The organism is Streptomyces sp. NBC_00328, from assembly GCF_036139655.1.
Lineage (GTDB): Bacteria > Actinomycetota > Actinomycetes > Streptomycetales > Streptomycetaceae > Streptomyces.
In genome coordinates this window covers 2,752,586-2,767,118 of the sequence record NZ_CP108013.1, presented here as the reverse complement: position 1 = coordinate 2,767,118, position 14,533 = coordinate 2,752,586, and the positions used below count along the sequence as shown (strand labels likewise).

17 protein-coding genes are annotated in these 14,533 nt (G+C 73.2%); 9 read left to right on the top strand and 8 right to left on the bottom strand.

All coding sequences use genetic code 11. The features are described 5' to 3' along the window. The first annotated feature begins 224 nt into the window (after positions 1 to 224). Complete coding sequence (locus OG485_RS12145) at positions 225 to 1,634, top strand: hypothetical protein (protein WP_328668356.1); 1,410 nt, start codon at positions 225 to 227, stop codon at positions 1,632 to 1,634. A 57-nt stretch (positions 1,635 to 1,691) separates the two neighbouring features. Here the strand turns inward: OG485_RS12145 and OG485_RS12140 are convergent, their stop codons facing one another. Next, positions 1,692 to 2,105: a VOC family protein gene (locus tag OG485_RS12140; RefSeq protein WP_328668355.1), complete on the bottom strand. Its 414-nt coding sequence runs from the start codon at positions 2,103 to 2,105 to the stop codon at positions 1,692 to 1,694. 130 nt (positions 2,106 to 2,235) lie between these two features. After that, positions 2,236 to 3,126 carry a KPN_02809 family neutral zinc metallopeptidase gene (ypfJ, locus tag OG485_RS12135; protein WP_328668354.1) on the bottom strand — a complete coding sequence of 297 codons (891 nt, stop codon included), beginning with the start codon at positions 3,124 to 3,126 and terminating at the stop codon, positions 2,236 to 2,238. A gap of 281 nt (positions 3,127 to 3,407) precedes the next feature. On the opposite strand from ypfJ, the gene OG485_RS12130 reads away from it, so the two are divergent. From OG485_RS12130 to OG485_RS12120, 3 genes are all read left to right on the top strand, one after another. After that, entirely contained in the window at positions 3,408 to 5,006 is a 1,599-nt protein-coding gene (locus tag OG485_RS12130) for an ABC-F family ATP-binding cassette domain-containing protein (protein ID WP_328668353.1), read from the top strand. A gap of 373 nt (positions 5,007 to 5,379) precedes the next feature. Beyond that, on the top strand, positions 5,380 to 5,601 hold the full coding sequence (locus tag OG485_RS12125; protein ID WP_006123601.1) for a helix-turn-helix domain-containing protein: 222 nt from the start codon (positions 5,380 to 5,382) through the stop codon (positions 5,599 to 5,601). Between the two features lie 145 nt (positions 5,602 to 5,746). Further along, the gene (locus tag OG485_RS12120; protein WP_328668112.1) at positions 5,747 to 6,550 is read left to right on the top strand and encodes an enoyl-CoA hydratase/isomerase family protein; all 804 of its coding nucleotides are present in this window, start codon (positions 5,747 to 5,749) and stop codon (positions 6,548 to 6,550) included. Between the two features lie 160 nt (positions 6,551 to 6,710). Here OG485_RS12120 and OG485_RS12115 read toward each other — a convergent pair whose 3' ends face one another. After that, entirely contained in the window at positions 6,711 to 7,610 is a 900-nt protein-coding gene (locus OG485_RS12115; protein ID WP_328668110.1) for a nucleopolyhedrovirus P10 family protein, read from the bottom strand. A gap of 87 nt (positions 7,611 to 7,697) precedes the next feature. On the opposite strand from OG485_RS12115, the gene OG485_RS12110 reads away from it, so the two are divergent. The 5 genes from OG485_RS12110 to amaP all read left to right on the top strand — a co-directional run bounded on the left by OG485_RS12110 (position 7,698) and on the right by amaP (position 10,158). Then, on the top strand, positions 7,698 to 8,183 hold the full coding sequence (locus OG485_RS12110) for an Asp23/Gls24 family envelope stress response protein (protein WP_326788563.1): 486 nt from the start codon (positions 7,698 to 7,700) through the stop codon (positions 8,181 to 8,183). Between the two features lie 87 nt (positions 8,184 to 8,270). Continuing rightward, the gene (locus tag OG485_RS12105) at positions 8,271 to 8,456 is read left to right on the top strand and encodes a hypothetical protein (RefSeq protein ID WP_266757222.1); all 186 of its coding nucleotides are present in this window, start codon (positions 8,271 to 8,273) and stop codon (positions 8,454 to 8,456) included. A 3-nt stretch (positions 8,457 to 8,459) separates the two neighbouring features. Continuing rightward, positions 8,460 to 8,882, top strand: a complete 423-nt coding sequence (locus tag OG485_RS12100) for an Asp23/Gls24 family envelope stress response protein (protein WP_326788564.1) — start codon at positions 8,460 to 8,462, stop codon at positions 8,880 to 8,882. After that, on the top strand, positions 8,879 to 9,574 hold the full coding sequence (locus OG485_RS12095; RefSeq protein WP_328668106.1) for a DUF6286 domain-containing protein: 696 nt from the start codon (positions 8,879 to 8,881) through the stop codon (positions 9,572 to 9,574). The genes OG485_RS12100 and OG485_RS12095 overlap by 4 nt, the downstream gene beginning before the upstream one ends. Before the next feature lie 5 nt (positions 9,575 to 9,579). After that, positions 9,580 to 10,158 carry an alkaline shock response membrane anchor protein AmaP gene (gene amaP / locus OG485_RS12090; RefSeq protein ID WP_328668103.1) on the top strand — a complete coding sequence of 193 codons (579 nt, stop codon included), beginning with the start codon at positions 9,580 to 9,582 and terminating at the stop codon, positions 10,156 to 10,158. Between the two features lie 207 nt (positions 10,159 to 10,365). Here the strand turns inward: amaP and OG485_RS12085 are convergent, their stop codons facing one another. The 5 genes from OG485_RS12085 to OG485_RS12065 form a co-directional block, all read right to left on the bottom strand. Beyond that, complete coding sequence (locus OG485_RS12085; RefSeq protein WP_328668101.1) at positions 10,366 to 11,121, bottom strand: SDR family oxidoreductase; 756 nt, start codon at positions 11,119 to 11,121, stop codon at positions 10,366 to 10,368. A 304-nt stretch (positions 11,122 to 11,425) separates the two neighbouring features. Beyond that, on the bottom strand, positions 11,426 to 12,217 hold the full coding sequence (locus OG485_RS12080; RefSeq protein WP_328668099.1) for an SURF1 family cytochrome oxidase biogenesis protein: 792 nt from the start codon (positions 12,215 to 12,217) through the stop codon (positions 11,426 to 11,428). 90 nt (positions 12,218 to 12,307) lie between these two features. Next, positions 12,308 to 12,541, bottom strand: coding sequence for a hypothetical protein (locus OG485_RS12075; protein ID WP_078943477.1), 234 nt, complete (start codon positions 12,539 to 12,541; stop codon positions 12,308 to 12,310). A gap of 78 nt (positions 12,542 to 12,619) precedes the next feature. Continuing rightward, complete coding sequence (locus OG485_RS12070; RefSeq protein ID WP_328668098.1) at positions 12,620 to 13,618, bottom strand: DEDDh family exonuclease; 999 nt, start codon at positions 13,616 to 13,618, stop codon at positions 12,620 to 12,622. 163 nt (positions 13,619 to 13,781) lie between these two features. Continuing rightward, on the bottom strand, positions 13,782 to 14,414 hold the full coding sequence (locus tag OG485_RS12065; protein WP_328668097.1) for a hypothetical protein: 633 nt from the start codon (positions 14,412 to 14,414) through the stop codon (positions 13,782 to 13,784). Positions 14,415 to 14,533: the final 119 nt, after the last annotated feature.

Here is a 14,533-nt window from a genome sequence, read left to right as displayed (position 1 = left end):
TTCCGTCCCTGGCCGTCCTGTGGGGGAGGCCCGGCCTCGGGTCGGGCTCCGGGCGAGGCGGCGCGGTGGGTGCGACGGTGTGCTTCCGGTTCGGTTCCGGGCAACTCCGCGCGGCGCTCCCACCCGCGTGCCGGGCACCCCGAGAGGGCCCCGCTCCCGTCGCCCCACGGCCTGCGACGGCATTCCGTTTGGGTTTTCGGACTGTCAACCGCAAGACTGCACCCGTGACGTCCCGTAACCCGCGCGACTCCAGGCTCCGACTCGTCAGCCCCCGGTCCCTCGCGACCGCTCCCCGAGCGGTGACCCAGCGCCGCACCCGCCGCCCCGCACCGCGTCCGCCGGAAGGCACACCGCCGCCCGCGGAACTCGCCCGCATGGCGCGCACCGGCCTGTCCGACGCGGCCCGCGTGGCGCGCTGGGCCGACGCCGCCCTGCGCCCGGGGCGCGACACCGCCGGCCCCGACGGCAAGGGCACCCTGTCCGACGCCACCGCCGAGCGGGCCGCCACGGATCTCGGACTGACCCCGCTCAAGGTCCGCGCCGACTGGGACACCGCACGCCTGGCCGGCCTCATCGAGGTGCACGGCGACGACGCCCGCCCGGGCTGGCGGCTGCGCGCCTGGAGCCGCGACGACAGCGCCGTCCTGCGCGGCTGGGTCGCCCTCTTCGACGCCTGGTCCCTCGCGTACCCCGAACCGCTGGACCGCGAGCCCGCGGCCGTCGCCGAGGTCGTCTCCGCGATGCCCCAGGTGCTCTCCTTCCTCCAGCTCTCCGCCGGGCCCGTCCCCGTGGACCAGCTCCTCGACCTTCTCGGGCAGCGCGTCACGGAACTGCGCACCGAGCGCTGCGAGATCTCCTACGGCCCCGAGCCCGGGACCGAGCCCGCCCAGGAGCCCGCCGAGGTCCCGGACGCACCCCTCGCCCCGCTCCTCGAATGGGCCCTCCAGGCCCTCGCCTCCGTCGGCGCGCTGACCTACGGCGAAGGACAGGCCACCCTCACCGCGCTCGGCAGCTGGGCGGTCTGGGTCAAGCTGGAGCAGATCTGCGTCGCCGCGCAGAGCCCCGCCGGCAACATCGAGCAGTCCGCCGAGGACATGCTCCGCGGCTGCGCCCAGCTCCGCCCCAACGCCGCCCGCGCCGAGTACCGTGCCTGGCTCGCCGCCCGCCCGGTCGGCGGCGCCGTCACCGAACTCATCGCCGCGGCCCGCGGCGAGGACGCCCTCACCCGCGGCCTCGCCTTCGAGGCACTGCGCGTCGTCGGCGCCCCCGCCGAGCCGGACGTGCGCGCCGTGGTCGAGGAGACCCCGCTGCGCCCCTACGCCCTGCTGTGGCTCGCCGAGCACGACGGCTACGACCCCGAGGACGCCCACGAGGTCCTCACCCGCGCCGAGTCCACCTGGCTGTGGGTCGACACCGCGGCAGCCGTAGCCGACCACGGTGAGGCCCCGCTCCTGGTCCGCCACCTGGAGTCCGCGGTGCAGCCCACCGTGCCAGCGCTCCTCGACGAGGTACGGGCCGTCGGGCACCCGCGCACGGTGCAGGTGCTGGTCGCGCTCGCCGCCGCCCACCCGGACCCGGCGCTCGCCAAGGCCGTACGCAGGGCCGCCTTCCAGGTGCACACCGGGGGGAGCTGACCGGGGCCGGCCCGGAACCGCCGCGGGCCGGATCCCGGAGCGGTCCTGCGCGCCGTCCTACGCGCCTATCTCCGGGGTGTAGGTGCCGAAGCTCCAGATGTTGCCCTCGATATCGCGGGCCATGTAGTCCCGCGAGCCGTAGTCCTGGTCGGTCGGGGCCATCAGGATCTCGGCGCCGTGGTCCACGGCCCGCTGGTGGTGTGCGTCGACGTCGTCCACGACGATGTACACCCCGCACGGGCCCGCGCTCTTCATCGCCTCGTCGAAGCGTCCGCCGCGGCCCTTGGAGCCGAGCATCACCGCGCCGTTGCCCTGCACGAGCTCGGCGTGCATCACCGAGCCGTCCTCACCCTCGTAGACCGCCAGCTCGGTGAAGCCGAAGGCCTCCGTGAGCTGCCTGACCGCCGCCTTCGCGTCGGCGTACAGCATCGAGGGGTAGATGCTCGGGCGCCCGTTGCTCATGCCAGCCATACCGATCACTCCGTCTCGTCACGAACTGCCGGATTCCGATCCGCAGCCCAGTCTGGCACCGGCCACTGACAACGCCCCGCGGCCCGGAACCGGGCCCACCCCCGGCGGACCGGACCGCGTGCCGCCCCGCTCACCGGAACGTGTCGCACTGCGCCATGTCGCCACTGGTGAAGCCCTGGTAGAACCACTGCTGCCGCTGCTCGGCCGACCCGTGCGTCCAGGTTTCCGGGGTCACCCGGCCCTGGTGCCTCGCCTGGATCCGGTCGTCACCGACGGCGGCCGCCGCGTCCAGGCCGTCGCGGATGTCGGTGTCCGTCAGCGCGGTCAGCAGCGGTCTGCCCGTCGACGAGGACGGCGTGGTGGTCGCGTTCCGCGCCCACACCCCCGCGTAGCAGTCGGCCTGGAGCTCCACCTTCACCGAGTCGCTGTTCGCGCCGGTCACGCCGTCCCGCGACCGGGCCGGCGTTCCCGTCAGGTCCTGCACGTGATGCCCGTACTCGTGCGCCACCACGTACGCCTGCGCGAAGGGTCCGCCGCCGGAGCCGAACCTCGTCCGGAGATCGTCGAAGAAACCGAGGTCCAGATGGACCTCGCGGTCCACGGGACAGTAGAAGGGCCCGACGGACGACGTGGCGGTGCCGCACCCGGTGTTCACCCGGCCGCTGAAGACCACCGTCGGGGCACGGGTGTAGGTGCCGCCCCTGCGCGCGAACTCCCGGCTCCAGTAGGCCTGGACGCTGTCGACCACCGCCACGATCCGGCAGTCCTCCTGGGCGCTGGCGTCCCGCCCCTTCAGACAGGTCCGCTGCACCTGGGCGAGGGAGGAGGCGGTGGCTCCGGGCTCCTCGCCGCCGGAGGTGAGCCCGAGCCGGTCGGGACCCACTCCGAAGAGCAGTCCGAGGACCAGGGCGATCAGACCGGCGAGCCCGCCGCCGATGGCCGCCCCGCCGCCGGGGATGCGACTGCCGCGTACGTCCTGGACCTCGGAGGTGTCCAGGTCGGCGTCGTCGTCGAACCGCATGAGCACACCACTTTCGTCGCTCCGTGGCGCCATCCTCGTACGCTCCCGGACCCCCGGCCCCGGCCCGCGGTCCGAACGGGCGACGCCCGGCCCGGCCTCCGTGCCGCGGGCGATCCAGGCGTCCGCAGCATCCCGGAAGGGGGCGAGCATCACAGTGCGCACCGGAAAAGTGGTTGCACGGCCCCGTTAGACTTGGCCCATGGCCATTCTCCTCGCGCATTAGACGGCGGGAACGCCTCAGCCGCCCACCCCGCCACTCCCCATTGCTCTGGAGTCTGTCCGTGATCTCCGCCTCCGGTATCGAGCTGCGCGCCGGCGCCCGCATCCTCATCGAGTCCGCGACCTTCCGCATCACGAAGGGTGACCGCATCGGCCTGGTCGGCCGCAACGGCGCGGGCAAGACGACCCTCACCAAGGTCCTCGCGGGCGAGGGCCAGCCCGCCGCCGGAACCGTCGCCCGCTCCGGCGAGGTCGGCTACCTTCCGCAGGACCCGCGCACCGGCGACCTCGACGTCCTCGCCAGCGACCGCGTCCTGTCGGCCCGCGGCCTGGACGTGCTGATCCGCAAGATGCGCGAGAACGAACAGCGCATCGCCAACGGCGCGGGCGCCACCCGCGAGAAGGCCATGCGGCAGTACGAGCGCCAGGAGACGGAGTTCCTCACCAAGGGCGGGTATTCCGCCGAGGCCGAGGCCGCCACCATCGCCGCCGCGCTCAACCTGCCCGACCGGGTGCTCGGCCAGCCCCTGCACACGCTCTCCGGCGGTCAGCGCCGCCGTATCGAGCTGGCCCGCATCCTCTTCTCGGACGCCGACACCCTGCTGCTCGACGAGCCGACGAACCACCTCGACGCCGACTCGATCGTCTGGCTGCGCGACTACCTGAAGACCTACCGCGGCGGCTTCATCGTGATCTCCCACGACGTCGACCTCGTCGAGACGGTCGTCAACAAGGTGTTCTACCTGGACGCCAACCGCGCCCAGATCGACGTCTACAACATGGGCTGGAAGCTCTACCAGCAGCAGCGCGAGGCCGACGAGAAGCGCCGCAAGCGCGAGCGCCAGAACGCCGAGAAGAAGGCCGCCGCGCTGAACGCGCAGGCCGACAAGATGCGTGCCAAGGCGACCAAGACCGTCGCCGCGCAGAACATGGCCAAGCGCGCCGACCGGCTGCTCGCCGGCCTGGACGCCGTCCGCGTCTCCGACAAGGTCGCCAAGCTGCGCTTCCCCGAGCCCTCGCCCTGCGGCAAGACCCCGCTCATGGCGGAGGGCCTGTCGAAGTCGTACGGCTCCCTGGAGATCTTCACCGACGTCGACCTGGCCATCGACAAGGGCTCCCGCGTCGTCATCCTCGGCCTGAACGGCGCCGGCAAGACGACCCTTCTGCGCCTGCTCGGCGGCGCCGAGAAGCCCGACACCGGAGAGGTCATCGAGGGCCACGGCCTCAAGCTCGGCTACTACGCCCAGGAGCACGAGACCCTCGACCCCGAGCGCACGGTCCTGGAGAACATGCGCTCCGCCGCCCCCGACCTGGATCTGGTCGAGGTCCGCAAGACGCTCGGCTCGTTCCTCTTCTCCGGCGACGACGTCGACAAGCCGGCCGGTGTGCTCTCCGGCGGCGAGAAGACCCGGCTCGCGCTCGCGACCCTCGTCGTCTCGTCCGCGAACGTCCTGCTCCTCGACGAGCCGACGAACAACCTCGACCCGGCCAGCCGCGAGGAGATCCTCGGCGCGCTGCGCACCTACAAGGGCGCCGTCGTTCTCGTCACCCACGACGAGGGCGCCGTCGAGGCGCTCCAGCCGGAGCGGATCATCCTGCTGCCCGACGGTGTCGAGGACCTGTGGGGCGCCGACTACGCCGACCTGGTGGCCCTCGCCTGAGTCCAGCGCGGCCTCCTGGAGGGGGCGCGCTCCGCGTGATCGATTGACTGATCCACCGCGTATGGATCATTCGGCCGATCCGTGATCCACCATCTGTGTGAGATCTCCTCGTACCGGGGTGTGTCGTACACCGATTTCACGGCCGAGTCCTTTGTTCCCAAGGGCTCGGCCGTTTTGCGTCGCTGACCAGGTACTTCTCGGAGGAACCCGTTCGGCTGTGCGGGCCGCGCCACCCGGAATCATTGATTCCACTCGTGGGGACGGGCTCCTGTCGTCAAAACCTTGTCTTACGGACCTTGCCGAATGGGTGGCCATGACGCCCGAAAGGGGTGATCATGAGAGTCCAGAGCGCACTTCCCATGAGGAGGACCGGGTGGCCGAGACTCTGAAGAAGGGCAGCCGGGTTACCGGCGCCGCGCGCGACAAGCTCGCGGCAGACCTGAAGAAGAAGTACGACTCCGGTGCGAGCATTCGAGCGCTGGCCGAAGAGACCGGCCGCTCGTATGGCTTCGTGCACCGGATGCTCAGCGAGTCGGGCGTCACGCTCCGAGGGCGTGGCGGTGCGACGCGGGGCAAGAAGGCCGCCTCGGCCTGAGGCCGGGCGTCCCCATCGGCTTCGGTGGTGACCACCCGGTCGGTCGGGTGACCGACCGGGTGGTTACTGTGCAGTCACTTAGGTGCGTTCCTCGTGTCTTCGCGAGGTGCGCGTCTGATCCGACCGCACCCATCGGAGGCACCCCATGGCTTCGCCCGACAAGGATCTCGACCCGGTACTCGACCAGGACGGCGTACGGCTCACCGTCGACGGCGCGACCGCCACGGTGACGCTGACCAATCCGGCCAAGCGCAATGCCCAGAGTCCTGCTCTCTGGCGGGCCTTGACGCAGGCCGGCCGGTCACTGCCGGGCTCCGTCCGGGTGGTCGTCCTGCGTGCCGAGGGCCAGTCCTTCTCCGCGGGGCTCGACCGGCAGGCGTTCACGCCCGAGGGTTTCGACGGGGAACCGTCGTTCATCGACCTCGCGCGCGGTTCCGATGCCGAGCTCGACGCGACCATCGCCGAGTACCAGGAGGCGTTCACCTGGTGGCGGCGCAGTGACATCGTGTCCATCGCCGCCGTGCAGGGGCACGCCATCGGCGCGGGGTTCCAGCTCGCGCTCGCCTGTGACCTGCGCGTCGTCGCCGACGACGTGCAGTTCGCCATGCGCGAGACCAGCCTCGGCCTGGTGCCCGACCTCACGGGCACGCACCCCCTGGTCGGCCTCGTGGGGTACGCCCGTGCGCTCGAGATCTGCGCCACGGGCCGCTTCGTCCTGGCCGAGGAGGCCGAGCGCACCGGGCTCGCCAACCTCGCCGTGCCCGGCGAGCAGCTCGACGCCGCCGTCGGCGACCTGGCCGCGGCGCTGCTGGGCGCGCCGCGGGACGCCGTGATCGAGACGAAGGCGCTGCTGCGCGGGGCCCAGGAACGCTCGTACGAGGAGCAGCGCTCCGCCGAACGCGCGTCCCAGGCCCGCAGGCTCCGCGACCTCGCGGGCGTGGGCGACTAGGCCTCCGGCCGCTGACCAGACACCCCTCTGCGGCGGGGCCCGGTGAGGCCGGGCCTGGCGCCGCACGGGGTCACGTTCCCCGGGCCGGGCGCTCCCGCCCGTGGCGGTCATGCCTTCCGGGAAGGGGCGCCCCGGTCCGCGGCGGTCTCCCCGTGGCGGGTCATGTTTTCCGGGAAGGGGTGGCCCGGTTCACGGCGGTCACCAGGACCGCCACGGACGGGGTGTCCTGGGCGGCCTGAGTGATCGCGGCTCTGACCGCGCGTGCCACGTCCACCGCCCGCTCGTCCCCGGAGACCTCCAGCTCGACGCGGACGTGGCGGCGCGGCAGGGCCGCTTCGGCGGCGGGCGCGCTCCCCACGTGGACCGGTCGGCCCAGGACGTCCGTCAGACGGGTGACGCCCGGGACGGCCAGGGCGGCCGCCGCGATCCGCACCTCCTCGGGGTCCTTCGGCACGGACGCCGTCCGCACGTCGTCGGCCGTCCCGGAGCCGGCCCCGTCCCGCGACCCGGCGGCCGGCACACCGCCGGGGTGTTCCCGTAGGCCGTCGGCCGGTGCCGAGGCCCGCTCCTTTACGCCGTAGGCCGGGACCGCCACTGCCGCACCTCGTTCACCGCCCGCCGGGCGTTCCGTGGGCGCCTCGTCCGCCTCCTCCACGAGGCCCGTCACCCGCAGGTCCACCTCCGTGACGTCGAGACCCAGGAGCCGGGTCGCGGCGGACACCACGGCCAGGCGCAGCCGGGCCGCGACGGCCGGAAGGGGCTCGGCGCCCGGGGACGTGGGATCCACCGAGGCGCGGAACTCGGCGGTGACACGCAGCGGACCGGGCGGCAGCGCACTGGGCGGGGGAGGCACGGCCGGTGTTCCGGCCAGGTCCGGGTCGGCGAGAGCGATCCGCAACGCCCCGAGCCGTACCCCCTCGACGGCCGTGGTCTCCCGCCGCAGCACCGACTCGGCCGCCTCCTCCGTGATCCACGCGCCGTCGAGCGCGAGACCCAGCGGCAGGAGCCTGCCGAGCCCGAGCTGATGCCGTACCACCTGCGTCCACCGGTCCGCCGTCATTGCTCCAGCGTGCCCCATCCACGGCGCGCGACCGCGCGACCCGACCTAATGTGAGCAGAGGAGGACGACCGAAAGGGACGTACGGCGATGACCGACATGACCGAGCGGAACCGGACGGACAGCCCCGACACCGAGAAGGAGGGCCAGCAGACCCGTAAGCCCACCAGGCGCGGCGGTGGAGATCCCGCCTCGCGGGGACGGACCACGATCGCCGACGGAGTCGTGGAGAAGATCGCCGGGCTCGCCGCCCGTGACGTAGTCGGTGTCCACACGATGGGCAGCGGGCTGAGCCGGACCTTCGGAGCCGTACGCGACCGGGTGCCGGGCGGTTCCACCAAATCCGTGACGCGGGGTGTGAAGGCCGAGGTCGGCGAGGTGCAGACGGCGCTCGACCTGGAGATCGTCGTCGACTACGGCGTGTCGATCACCGAAGTGGCCCGAGCCGTACGCGAGAACGTCATCGCCGCCGTCGAGCGCATGACAGGGCTCGAAGTGGTGGAAGTCAACATCGCGGTGAGTGATGTGAAGCTTCCCGAGGAAGAGGACGAGGAGCCGGAGTCACGGCTTCAGTGACCCCAGGGCGGGGCACCGGAACTCCGGGACACCCGGCCACCGCACCATGAGTGATCACCGCGGCCACCGACTGCTGAGGAGCGCACCATGAGCTTGGCCGTGATCGGCATGATCGCCGGAATGGCGCTGGGCTTCGCCGGATATTTCGGCGGCTTCGGCGCCTTCCTCCTGGTGGCGGCCCTGGGGGCCGTCGGGTTCGTCGTCGGACGGCTCCTGGAGGGGGACCTGGACATCGGCGACTTCTTCCGCGCCCGTGACGACCGGCGGCGGTGACGCGTGCCAGGTCAGGCCGACCGGCTCGGTGAGACCAGGCCGGGCCTCACGACCGTCCCGCCACCCGAGCGGGGCGCCACCCGGATCGCCGACCGGGTCGTCGCGAAGATCGCGTCGCGGGCGGCGCGCGAGGCGCTGCCCCCGCCGCCCGCCGACGCCGTGCCCCCGCACGCGACGGTCGTCGTGCGGCGCCAGGCGTCGGGCTCCGGGGGGACGGACGGCACCCCGACGCACAGCGCCCGGGTCAGGCTCAGCCTCGAACTCGGCTACCCCGCCGACATCGGTGCCCAGTGCGGCGAGGTGCGTCGTCATGTCGCCGAGCGGGTAGAGGCGTTGGCGGGGATGGAAGTGCCCGAGGTGACCGTCCACGTGGAGCGGCTGCATCTGACACCCGGGCCCGGCGCGGCACAGGGGAGGACGCAATGAGCGAGCCCCAGGGCTCCGAGAACACCCGGAAGATGCCCGTACTGGAGAAGCCGGAGCACCCGGAGAAGGGGGACGGCGCGGGCGCCCTCGGGCAGTCCGCCTCCGCCGCGGCCTACGAACCGCTGTCCACCGTCGACGACGAGGACGGCCGGCAGGGCCGGTTCTGGTCCGCGCGCCGTGTCCCCGCGGGCATCCTCGCGCTCGTGCTCCTCGTCGCGGCGGGCGCCTTCCTGTACGACGTCGTGGCCGTGCGCGCCGGACGGTCCGCGCTGCGCTGGCGGACCTGGCTGGCCGAACAGCTCGCCGAACGGCCGCTCGACGACACCGCGGTCCTCGTCGGCGCCGGAATCGCCGCCGCGGTGGGACTCTGGCTGATCGTCCTCGCGGCCACACCGGGACTGCGGGACGTGCTGCCGATGCGGCGCACCCACGCCGACGTCCGTGCCGGACTGCACCGGGGTGCCGCCGCGATGGCGCTCCGCGACCGGGCCATGGAGGTCGCCGGTGTGCAGTCGGTCCGCGTGCGCGTGAAGCGCCGGAAGGTCGACGTCCGCGCGCTGTCGCACTTCCGGGAGCTCGACGATGTGCGCGCCGACCTCGACATCACCCTCGCCGACGGCATCAAGGGTCTGGGACTGTCCCGTTCGCCCGCCCTGGCGGTGCGTGTCGCGCGTCCCGGACGGAAGGGGTGAGATCCGTGCTGCGGATCGTCAACCGCGTACTGATCGGCTTCATCGGGCTCGTGCTGATCGTCCTCGGCGGTTCCGTGCTCGCCGTCGGACTCGGCGTACGGCCGCCGTCGTGGTGGATCCACGACGGGCGGCACGACGTGCTGCTCAGTACCGCCGAACGGACCAAGTGGCGGGAGCAGGGCTGGTGGTGGCCCGCCGTCATCGCCGCTCTCGCGGTGCTCCTGCTGCTCGCCCTGTGGTGGCTGGTCGCCGTCGTGCGGCGCCGGCGGCTGGCCGACGTGCTCGTCGACACCGGTGACGGCGCGGGCGCGCTGCTGCGCGGACGGGCTCTGGAGGGCGTGCTGGCCGCCGAATCGGCCCGGCTGGGCGGCGTCGACCGTGCCGACGTCCACCTGACCGGCCGGCGCAGCCTGCCCGAGGCGCGTGTGCGGCTCCGGCTGGAACCGCATGTGGACCCGGGGCACGCGCTGCGGCTGCTGACCGTGGAGGCGCTCGCGCACGCACGGGACTCGGCCGGTCTCGCCGCCCTTCCGGCGGAGGTGCGGCTTCGCGGGGTCAAGCACCGCGCCGAGCGCGTGACCTGATCGGGCATCCGCCCCACCCGCTCGGCGAAGGCCCGGGCGGGCATCCGCCGGGGCAGAGCCCCGGCGCGCGGGACAAGCTGCCCGCCCGGCGTGCGGCCGGTCCGTCCGGGCGACCGGCCGACGAGCGGACCTGTCGACCGGTGACGGGCTGCCGCGCGGACCGGCCGACGGGACCGCAGGTCGCCGGTGGCCGGTGGCCGCGCCGGCCTAGAACCCGCCCCGCATCCCGCCGTCCACCGGAAGCATGATGCCCGTGAGGTACGACGCGGCGGGGGAGAGCAGGAACGCGGCCGTACGGCCGAACTCATCCGGGGTGCCGTAGCGGCGCAACGGGATGCGGGACTCGTTGGCCGCGCGGGTGGCCTCGGGGTCGGCGGACAGACCGTCGAGCTGGCGTACGCGGTCCGTGTCGATGCGGGACGGCAGCAGCCCGACGACGCGGATGCCGCGGGGGCCCAGCTCGTTCGCGAGGGACTTGGCGAAGCCGGCGAGGCCCGGGCGCAGACCGTTGGAGATGGTGAGCCCGGGGATCGGCTCGTGCACCGAGCCGGAGAGCACGAAGCCGATGACCCCGCCCTCGCCGAGCTCCTCGGCGGCCGCGCGGGCCAGCCGCACCGCACCGAGGAAGACCGACTCGAACGCCACCATCCACTGTTCGTCGGTGTTGTCCGCCGCGAACCCGGGCGGCGGTCCGCCGACGCTGATCAGGATGCCGTCGAACCGGCCGAAGTGCTCACGGGCACCGGCGATCAGCCGGGCCGGGGTCTCGGCGGCGCCGTTGTCGGCCGCGACGCCGACGGCGTTCGGGCCGAGCGCGGAGGCGGCGCCCGCAGCGGTCTCCTCGTCGCGTCCGGTGACGACCACCTTCGCGCCGTCGGCGACGAGTTCGCGCGCGGCGGCGTTGCCCAGGCCCCGGGTGGCTCCCGTGACGACGTACACACGATCCTTCAGTCCAAGATCCATGGCCCCATCCTCCCTCATCCCGGTGGTCCGGCCCCTGGTGCTTCCCACGCCCCGTCGACGCCGAACAGGCTGAGGGCGGAGACCACCGGACCGATGTGGCTGAAGGCCTGCGGGAAGTCGCCGAGCCGGCGGCCGGCGACCGGGCCGTACTCCTGGCGGTCCGCTCGTCGCCGACGAGGGCGTAGTCCTCGATGCGCCGGCGCACGGTGGACGGGTTCCCGACCGGGGTGACGGTCAATCGGGCCGCCGGAGCGGTGTGGGCGCCCGTGGCCGGGCGGGGCGGCAGGGGGCTCCCGCCGCCGCGCTACACGCCCGCCGGTTCCGCCTCCGGGGCGGTCCGCGCGGCGGCGGCCTCCGCCCGGTCGCGGCGCTCACGGCGGACGAGGACCACCCAGCCGAAGGGGACGCCCGCGGAGAAGAGCCACCACTGGATCGCGTACGCCATGTGCGGGCCGATGTCGCTGTGCTCGGGGTCCGGGATCAGCTCGGGGGAGCCGCCCTTGGGCGCCGGCGCGGTCTGCTCGACGTAGCCGCCGAGGACCTGCTTGCCGAGCCGCTGTGCCTCCTGCCCGCTGCTGATCAGCATGACCTGACGGTCGGGCAGGCCCCGCACGTTCTTGATGCCGCTGTCGGCGGTCGTCTGGTCGGCCATCAGCCGGCCGGTGACGGTGATCTCGCCCGGGGCGGGGGCCGGGATCTTCGGGAAGGCGGTCTGCGCGCCGTCCGCCGGGACCCAGCCCCGGTTGACCATGAGGACGCGGCCGTCGGCCAGGACGAACGGGGTCAGGACGTGGTAGCCGACCGCGCCGTCGGCGTTGGTGCGGCGGCGGACGACCTCTTCGTGCGCGGTGTCGAAGTGCCCCTTCGCGGTCACGCGGCGGTACAGGTCGTCGTCCCGGATCTGCCGGCCCGGCTCGGTGACGGTCTCCACGGGCACCGGCTTCGCGGCGAGCGAGTCGGAGATCACCGTGTTCAGGGCGACCTTGTGCTCGTGCCGGTGGAGCTGCCAGAAGCCCAGCTTGATCATCGTCGGGATGAGCACGAGGGCCACGAGAGTGAGGATCACCCACTGGCGGGTCAACAGGAAGCGGTACACCCCATTGACGGTACTCGGCATGATTCGGCCCCCGACGGGAGGGTCCCGCCGAGGGCCGTGCGATGCCCCGTCCGGGGGACGGGCCGGTGCTCAGACCTTGTCGACGATCCCCGCCTTCCCCTCCGCCCGGGCACAGTGCGCGCCGCAGTACCAGTGGCCCTCGACCTCCACACCCTGGCCGATCACCTGCACACGACAGTGCTCGCAGATCGGGGCCATCCGGTGGATGGCGCAGGAGAAGCAGTCGAATACGTGCACAGCGCCCTGGGCGTGCACTTCGAAGGTCATTCCGTAGTCATTGCCGCATACTTCGCATCTCGCCATGCGCCACAGGGTGGGGTGCCGGGGCGGTGTGGGCGAGCGGGCGCGGGGCGAGTCGCCCGTCAATCACCCGTACGTCCGTCACCCTTCCGACGCGGGTTCGACGTCTCGCAGCAGTTGCCCGAACGCGGCCTCGTCGATCACCGGTGTCCCGAACTGTCTCGCTTTGACCACCTTCGAGGTGCCGGAGTCCGGGTCGTTGGTCACCAGCAGGCTGGTGAGCCGGGACAGGCTCGTCGCGACATGCAGTCCGGCCTCGACGGCCCGGTCCTCCAGCAGCTCGCGATCGACGGACGTGTCCCCGGAGAACGCGATCCGCATGCCCTGCTTGAGCGGTTTGTCCGCCGTGTAGCGTCCGGGGTTCGGGTAGGGGCACGCGGGGCGCTTGCGGGAGGGGCGCCAACTCCCCGACGGGTAACCGCCGGACGCGTAGCCCCCGGACTGCCGTCCGATCCGCGGAGCCGCGGCGCTGTCGGACCACTCCTTGAGCGGCAGGCATTCGAGGAGCGGCAGCCGTACCCCGCCGTGCGCGGCGGCCCGCAGGCTCGGCCGGAACGCCTCGGCCAGCACGCGCGCGTCGTCCAGCGCGTGGTGCGCCCGCTGCTGGACGACACCGAAGTGCGCGGCCAGCGACTCCAGCTTATGGTTGGGCAGCGGCAGGCCCAGCTCCTTGGAGAGCGCGATGGTGCACAGGCGCTGGCGCACCGGCGCCTCGCGGTCCGCGCGCGCGTACTCCCGCGCGATCATCGACCAGTCGAAGACCGCGTTGTGCGCGACCAGCACACGGCCGTCGAGCCGGGCGGCGAACTCCTCGGCGACGTCCCTGAAGAGCGGCGCGCCTTCGAGCATCTCGCTCGTCAGGCCGTGGATCCACACCGGGCCGGGGTCCCGCTCCGGATTGACCATCGTGTACCAGTGGTCCTCGACCTCGCCGCGCGCGTCCAGCCGGTAGACGGCGGCGGAGATTATCCGGTCGTCGCGGGCCAGTCCTGTGGTCTCCACGTCGACGACCGCGTATCCCTGCGGATACGCGGCCGGCCAGGAGGCAGAGGACGCTGCGGTCGTGAGGTCTTCGAGCATGGTCAATGAGGATACGGGCCGTGACTGACAGTCCCGTCCCCGCCTTCCCGGAACCGGCGCCCCCGCGGGCCCGCCACCGGGCCACCCGCCCGCGAGCCCCGCAACCGGGTACGGCGCCCGGCGTTGACGCGCCGGCCCAGCGCCCCCACCAGGCTTCCCGCCGTCAGGGCGGCCAGACCGCAGCCGTCGACCGGGCCGGGCAGCAGCCGGTACACGGATCCGCTCGCTTCGGGCGGGGCTGCACCTCCGTGCGCCAGGGCGAGCAGCGCATGCCTCTTCGCGGCGGTCTCGGCGGCGAGCCCCTCCGGGTCCTCGGCCGGGTGCCGCCGCTCCGGGGGCTCCAGTGCCCGCACCCGGGCGGCGAAGGCCACGTCCGTCTCGCCCACCCCGCGCGCGCCTTCGCGGACGCGCGCTCGGCGGAGGGGACGGCCAGGCCCGTGAGGTCCGCGTCGAGGACGGCGAGGCCGAAGCGCGGGGCGGACGACAGCCGGCGCACGGCCTCGGCCTCCAGGAGCGCGCACGGCGGTTCACCCGGCCGACGGGCGAACAGGCCGAGAGCGCGGGCCAGGACCCTCTCGCGCAGCGCCTGTTCGGTGTGCGCACCCCAGGAGGAGAGGAGTCGGCGGCGCAGCGGGCGCGGCGGGGAACGGAAGCGGCGAAGTCCGGCGAGATCGGCCTCGCCGCCCGACCGGACGTGCAGCAGCCGCAGCACGTCCGTTGCCGTCGTGGGGTGCGCGGCGAGCAGCGGGCGCACGGCGTCGCGCGTGCGCCGGTCCAGCGGGAGGCTGCCGAGCACCAGGGCCTTCGTCTCGCGGACGGGGATGTCCGCGGACGGCCAGTCGTACGGACAAGCGGAAATCCCCGGGATCCGGAAAGCGTGAGGCGGGGGCGGAGAGTGAGCGCGCCACGGGTGTC

Excerpts from the sequence above, each read along its gene's own strand:
- OG485_RS12070 (WP_328668098.1), bottom strand. The coding sequence starts at position 13,618 with ATGCTCGAAGACCTCACGACCGCAGCGTCCTCTGCCTCCTGGCCGGCC.
- OG485_RS12075 (WP_078943477.1), bottom strand. The coding sequence starts at position 12,541 with ATGGCGAGATGCGAAGTATGCGGCAATGACTACGGAATGACCTTCGAA.
- OG485_RS12120 (WP_328668112.1), top strand. The coding sequence starts at position 5,747 with ATGGCTTCGCCCGACAAGGATCTCGACCCGGTACTCGACCAGGACGGC.
- ypfJ (WP_328668354.1), bottom strand. The coding sequence starts at position 3,126 with ATGCGGTTCGACGACGACGCCGACCTGGACACCTCCGAGGTCCAGGAC.
- OG485_RS12140 (WP_328668355.1), bottom strand. The coding sequence starts at position 2,105 with ATGGCTGGCATGAGCAACGGGCGCCCGAGCATCTACCCCTCGATGCTG.
- OG485_RS12085 (WP_328668101.1), bottom strand. The coding sequence starts at position 11,121 with ATGGATCTTGGACTGAAGGATCGTGTGTACGTCGTCACGGGAGCCACC.
- OG485_RS12095 (WP_328668106.1), top strand. The coding sequence starts at position 8,879 with ATGAGCGAGCCCCAGGGCTCCGAGAACACCCGGAAGATGCCCGTACTG.
- OG485_RS12105 (WP_266757222.1), top strand. The coding sequence starts at position 8,271 with ATGAGCTTGGCCGTGATCGGCATGATCGCCGGAATGGCGCTGGGCTTC.
- OG485_RS12115 (WP_328668110.1), bottom strand. The coding sequence starts at position 7,610 with ATGACGGCGGACCGGTGGACGCAGGTGGTACGGCATCAGCTCGGGCTC.
- OG485_RS12110 (WP_326788563.1), top strand. The coding sequence starts at position 7,698 with ATGACCGACATGACCGAGCGGAACCGGACGGACAGCCCCGACACCGAG.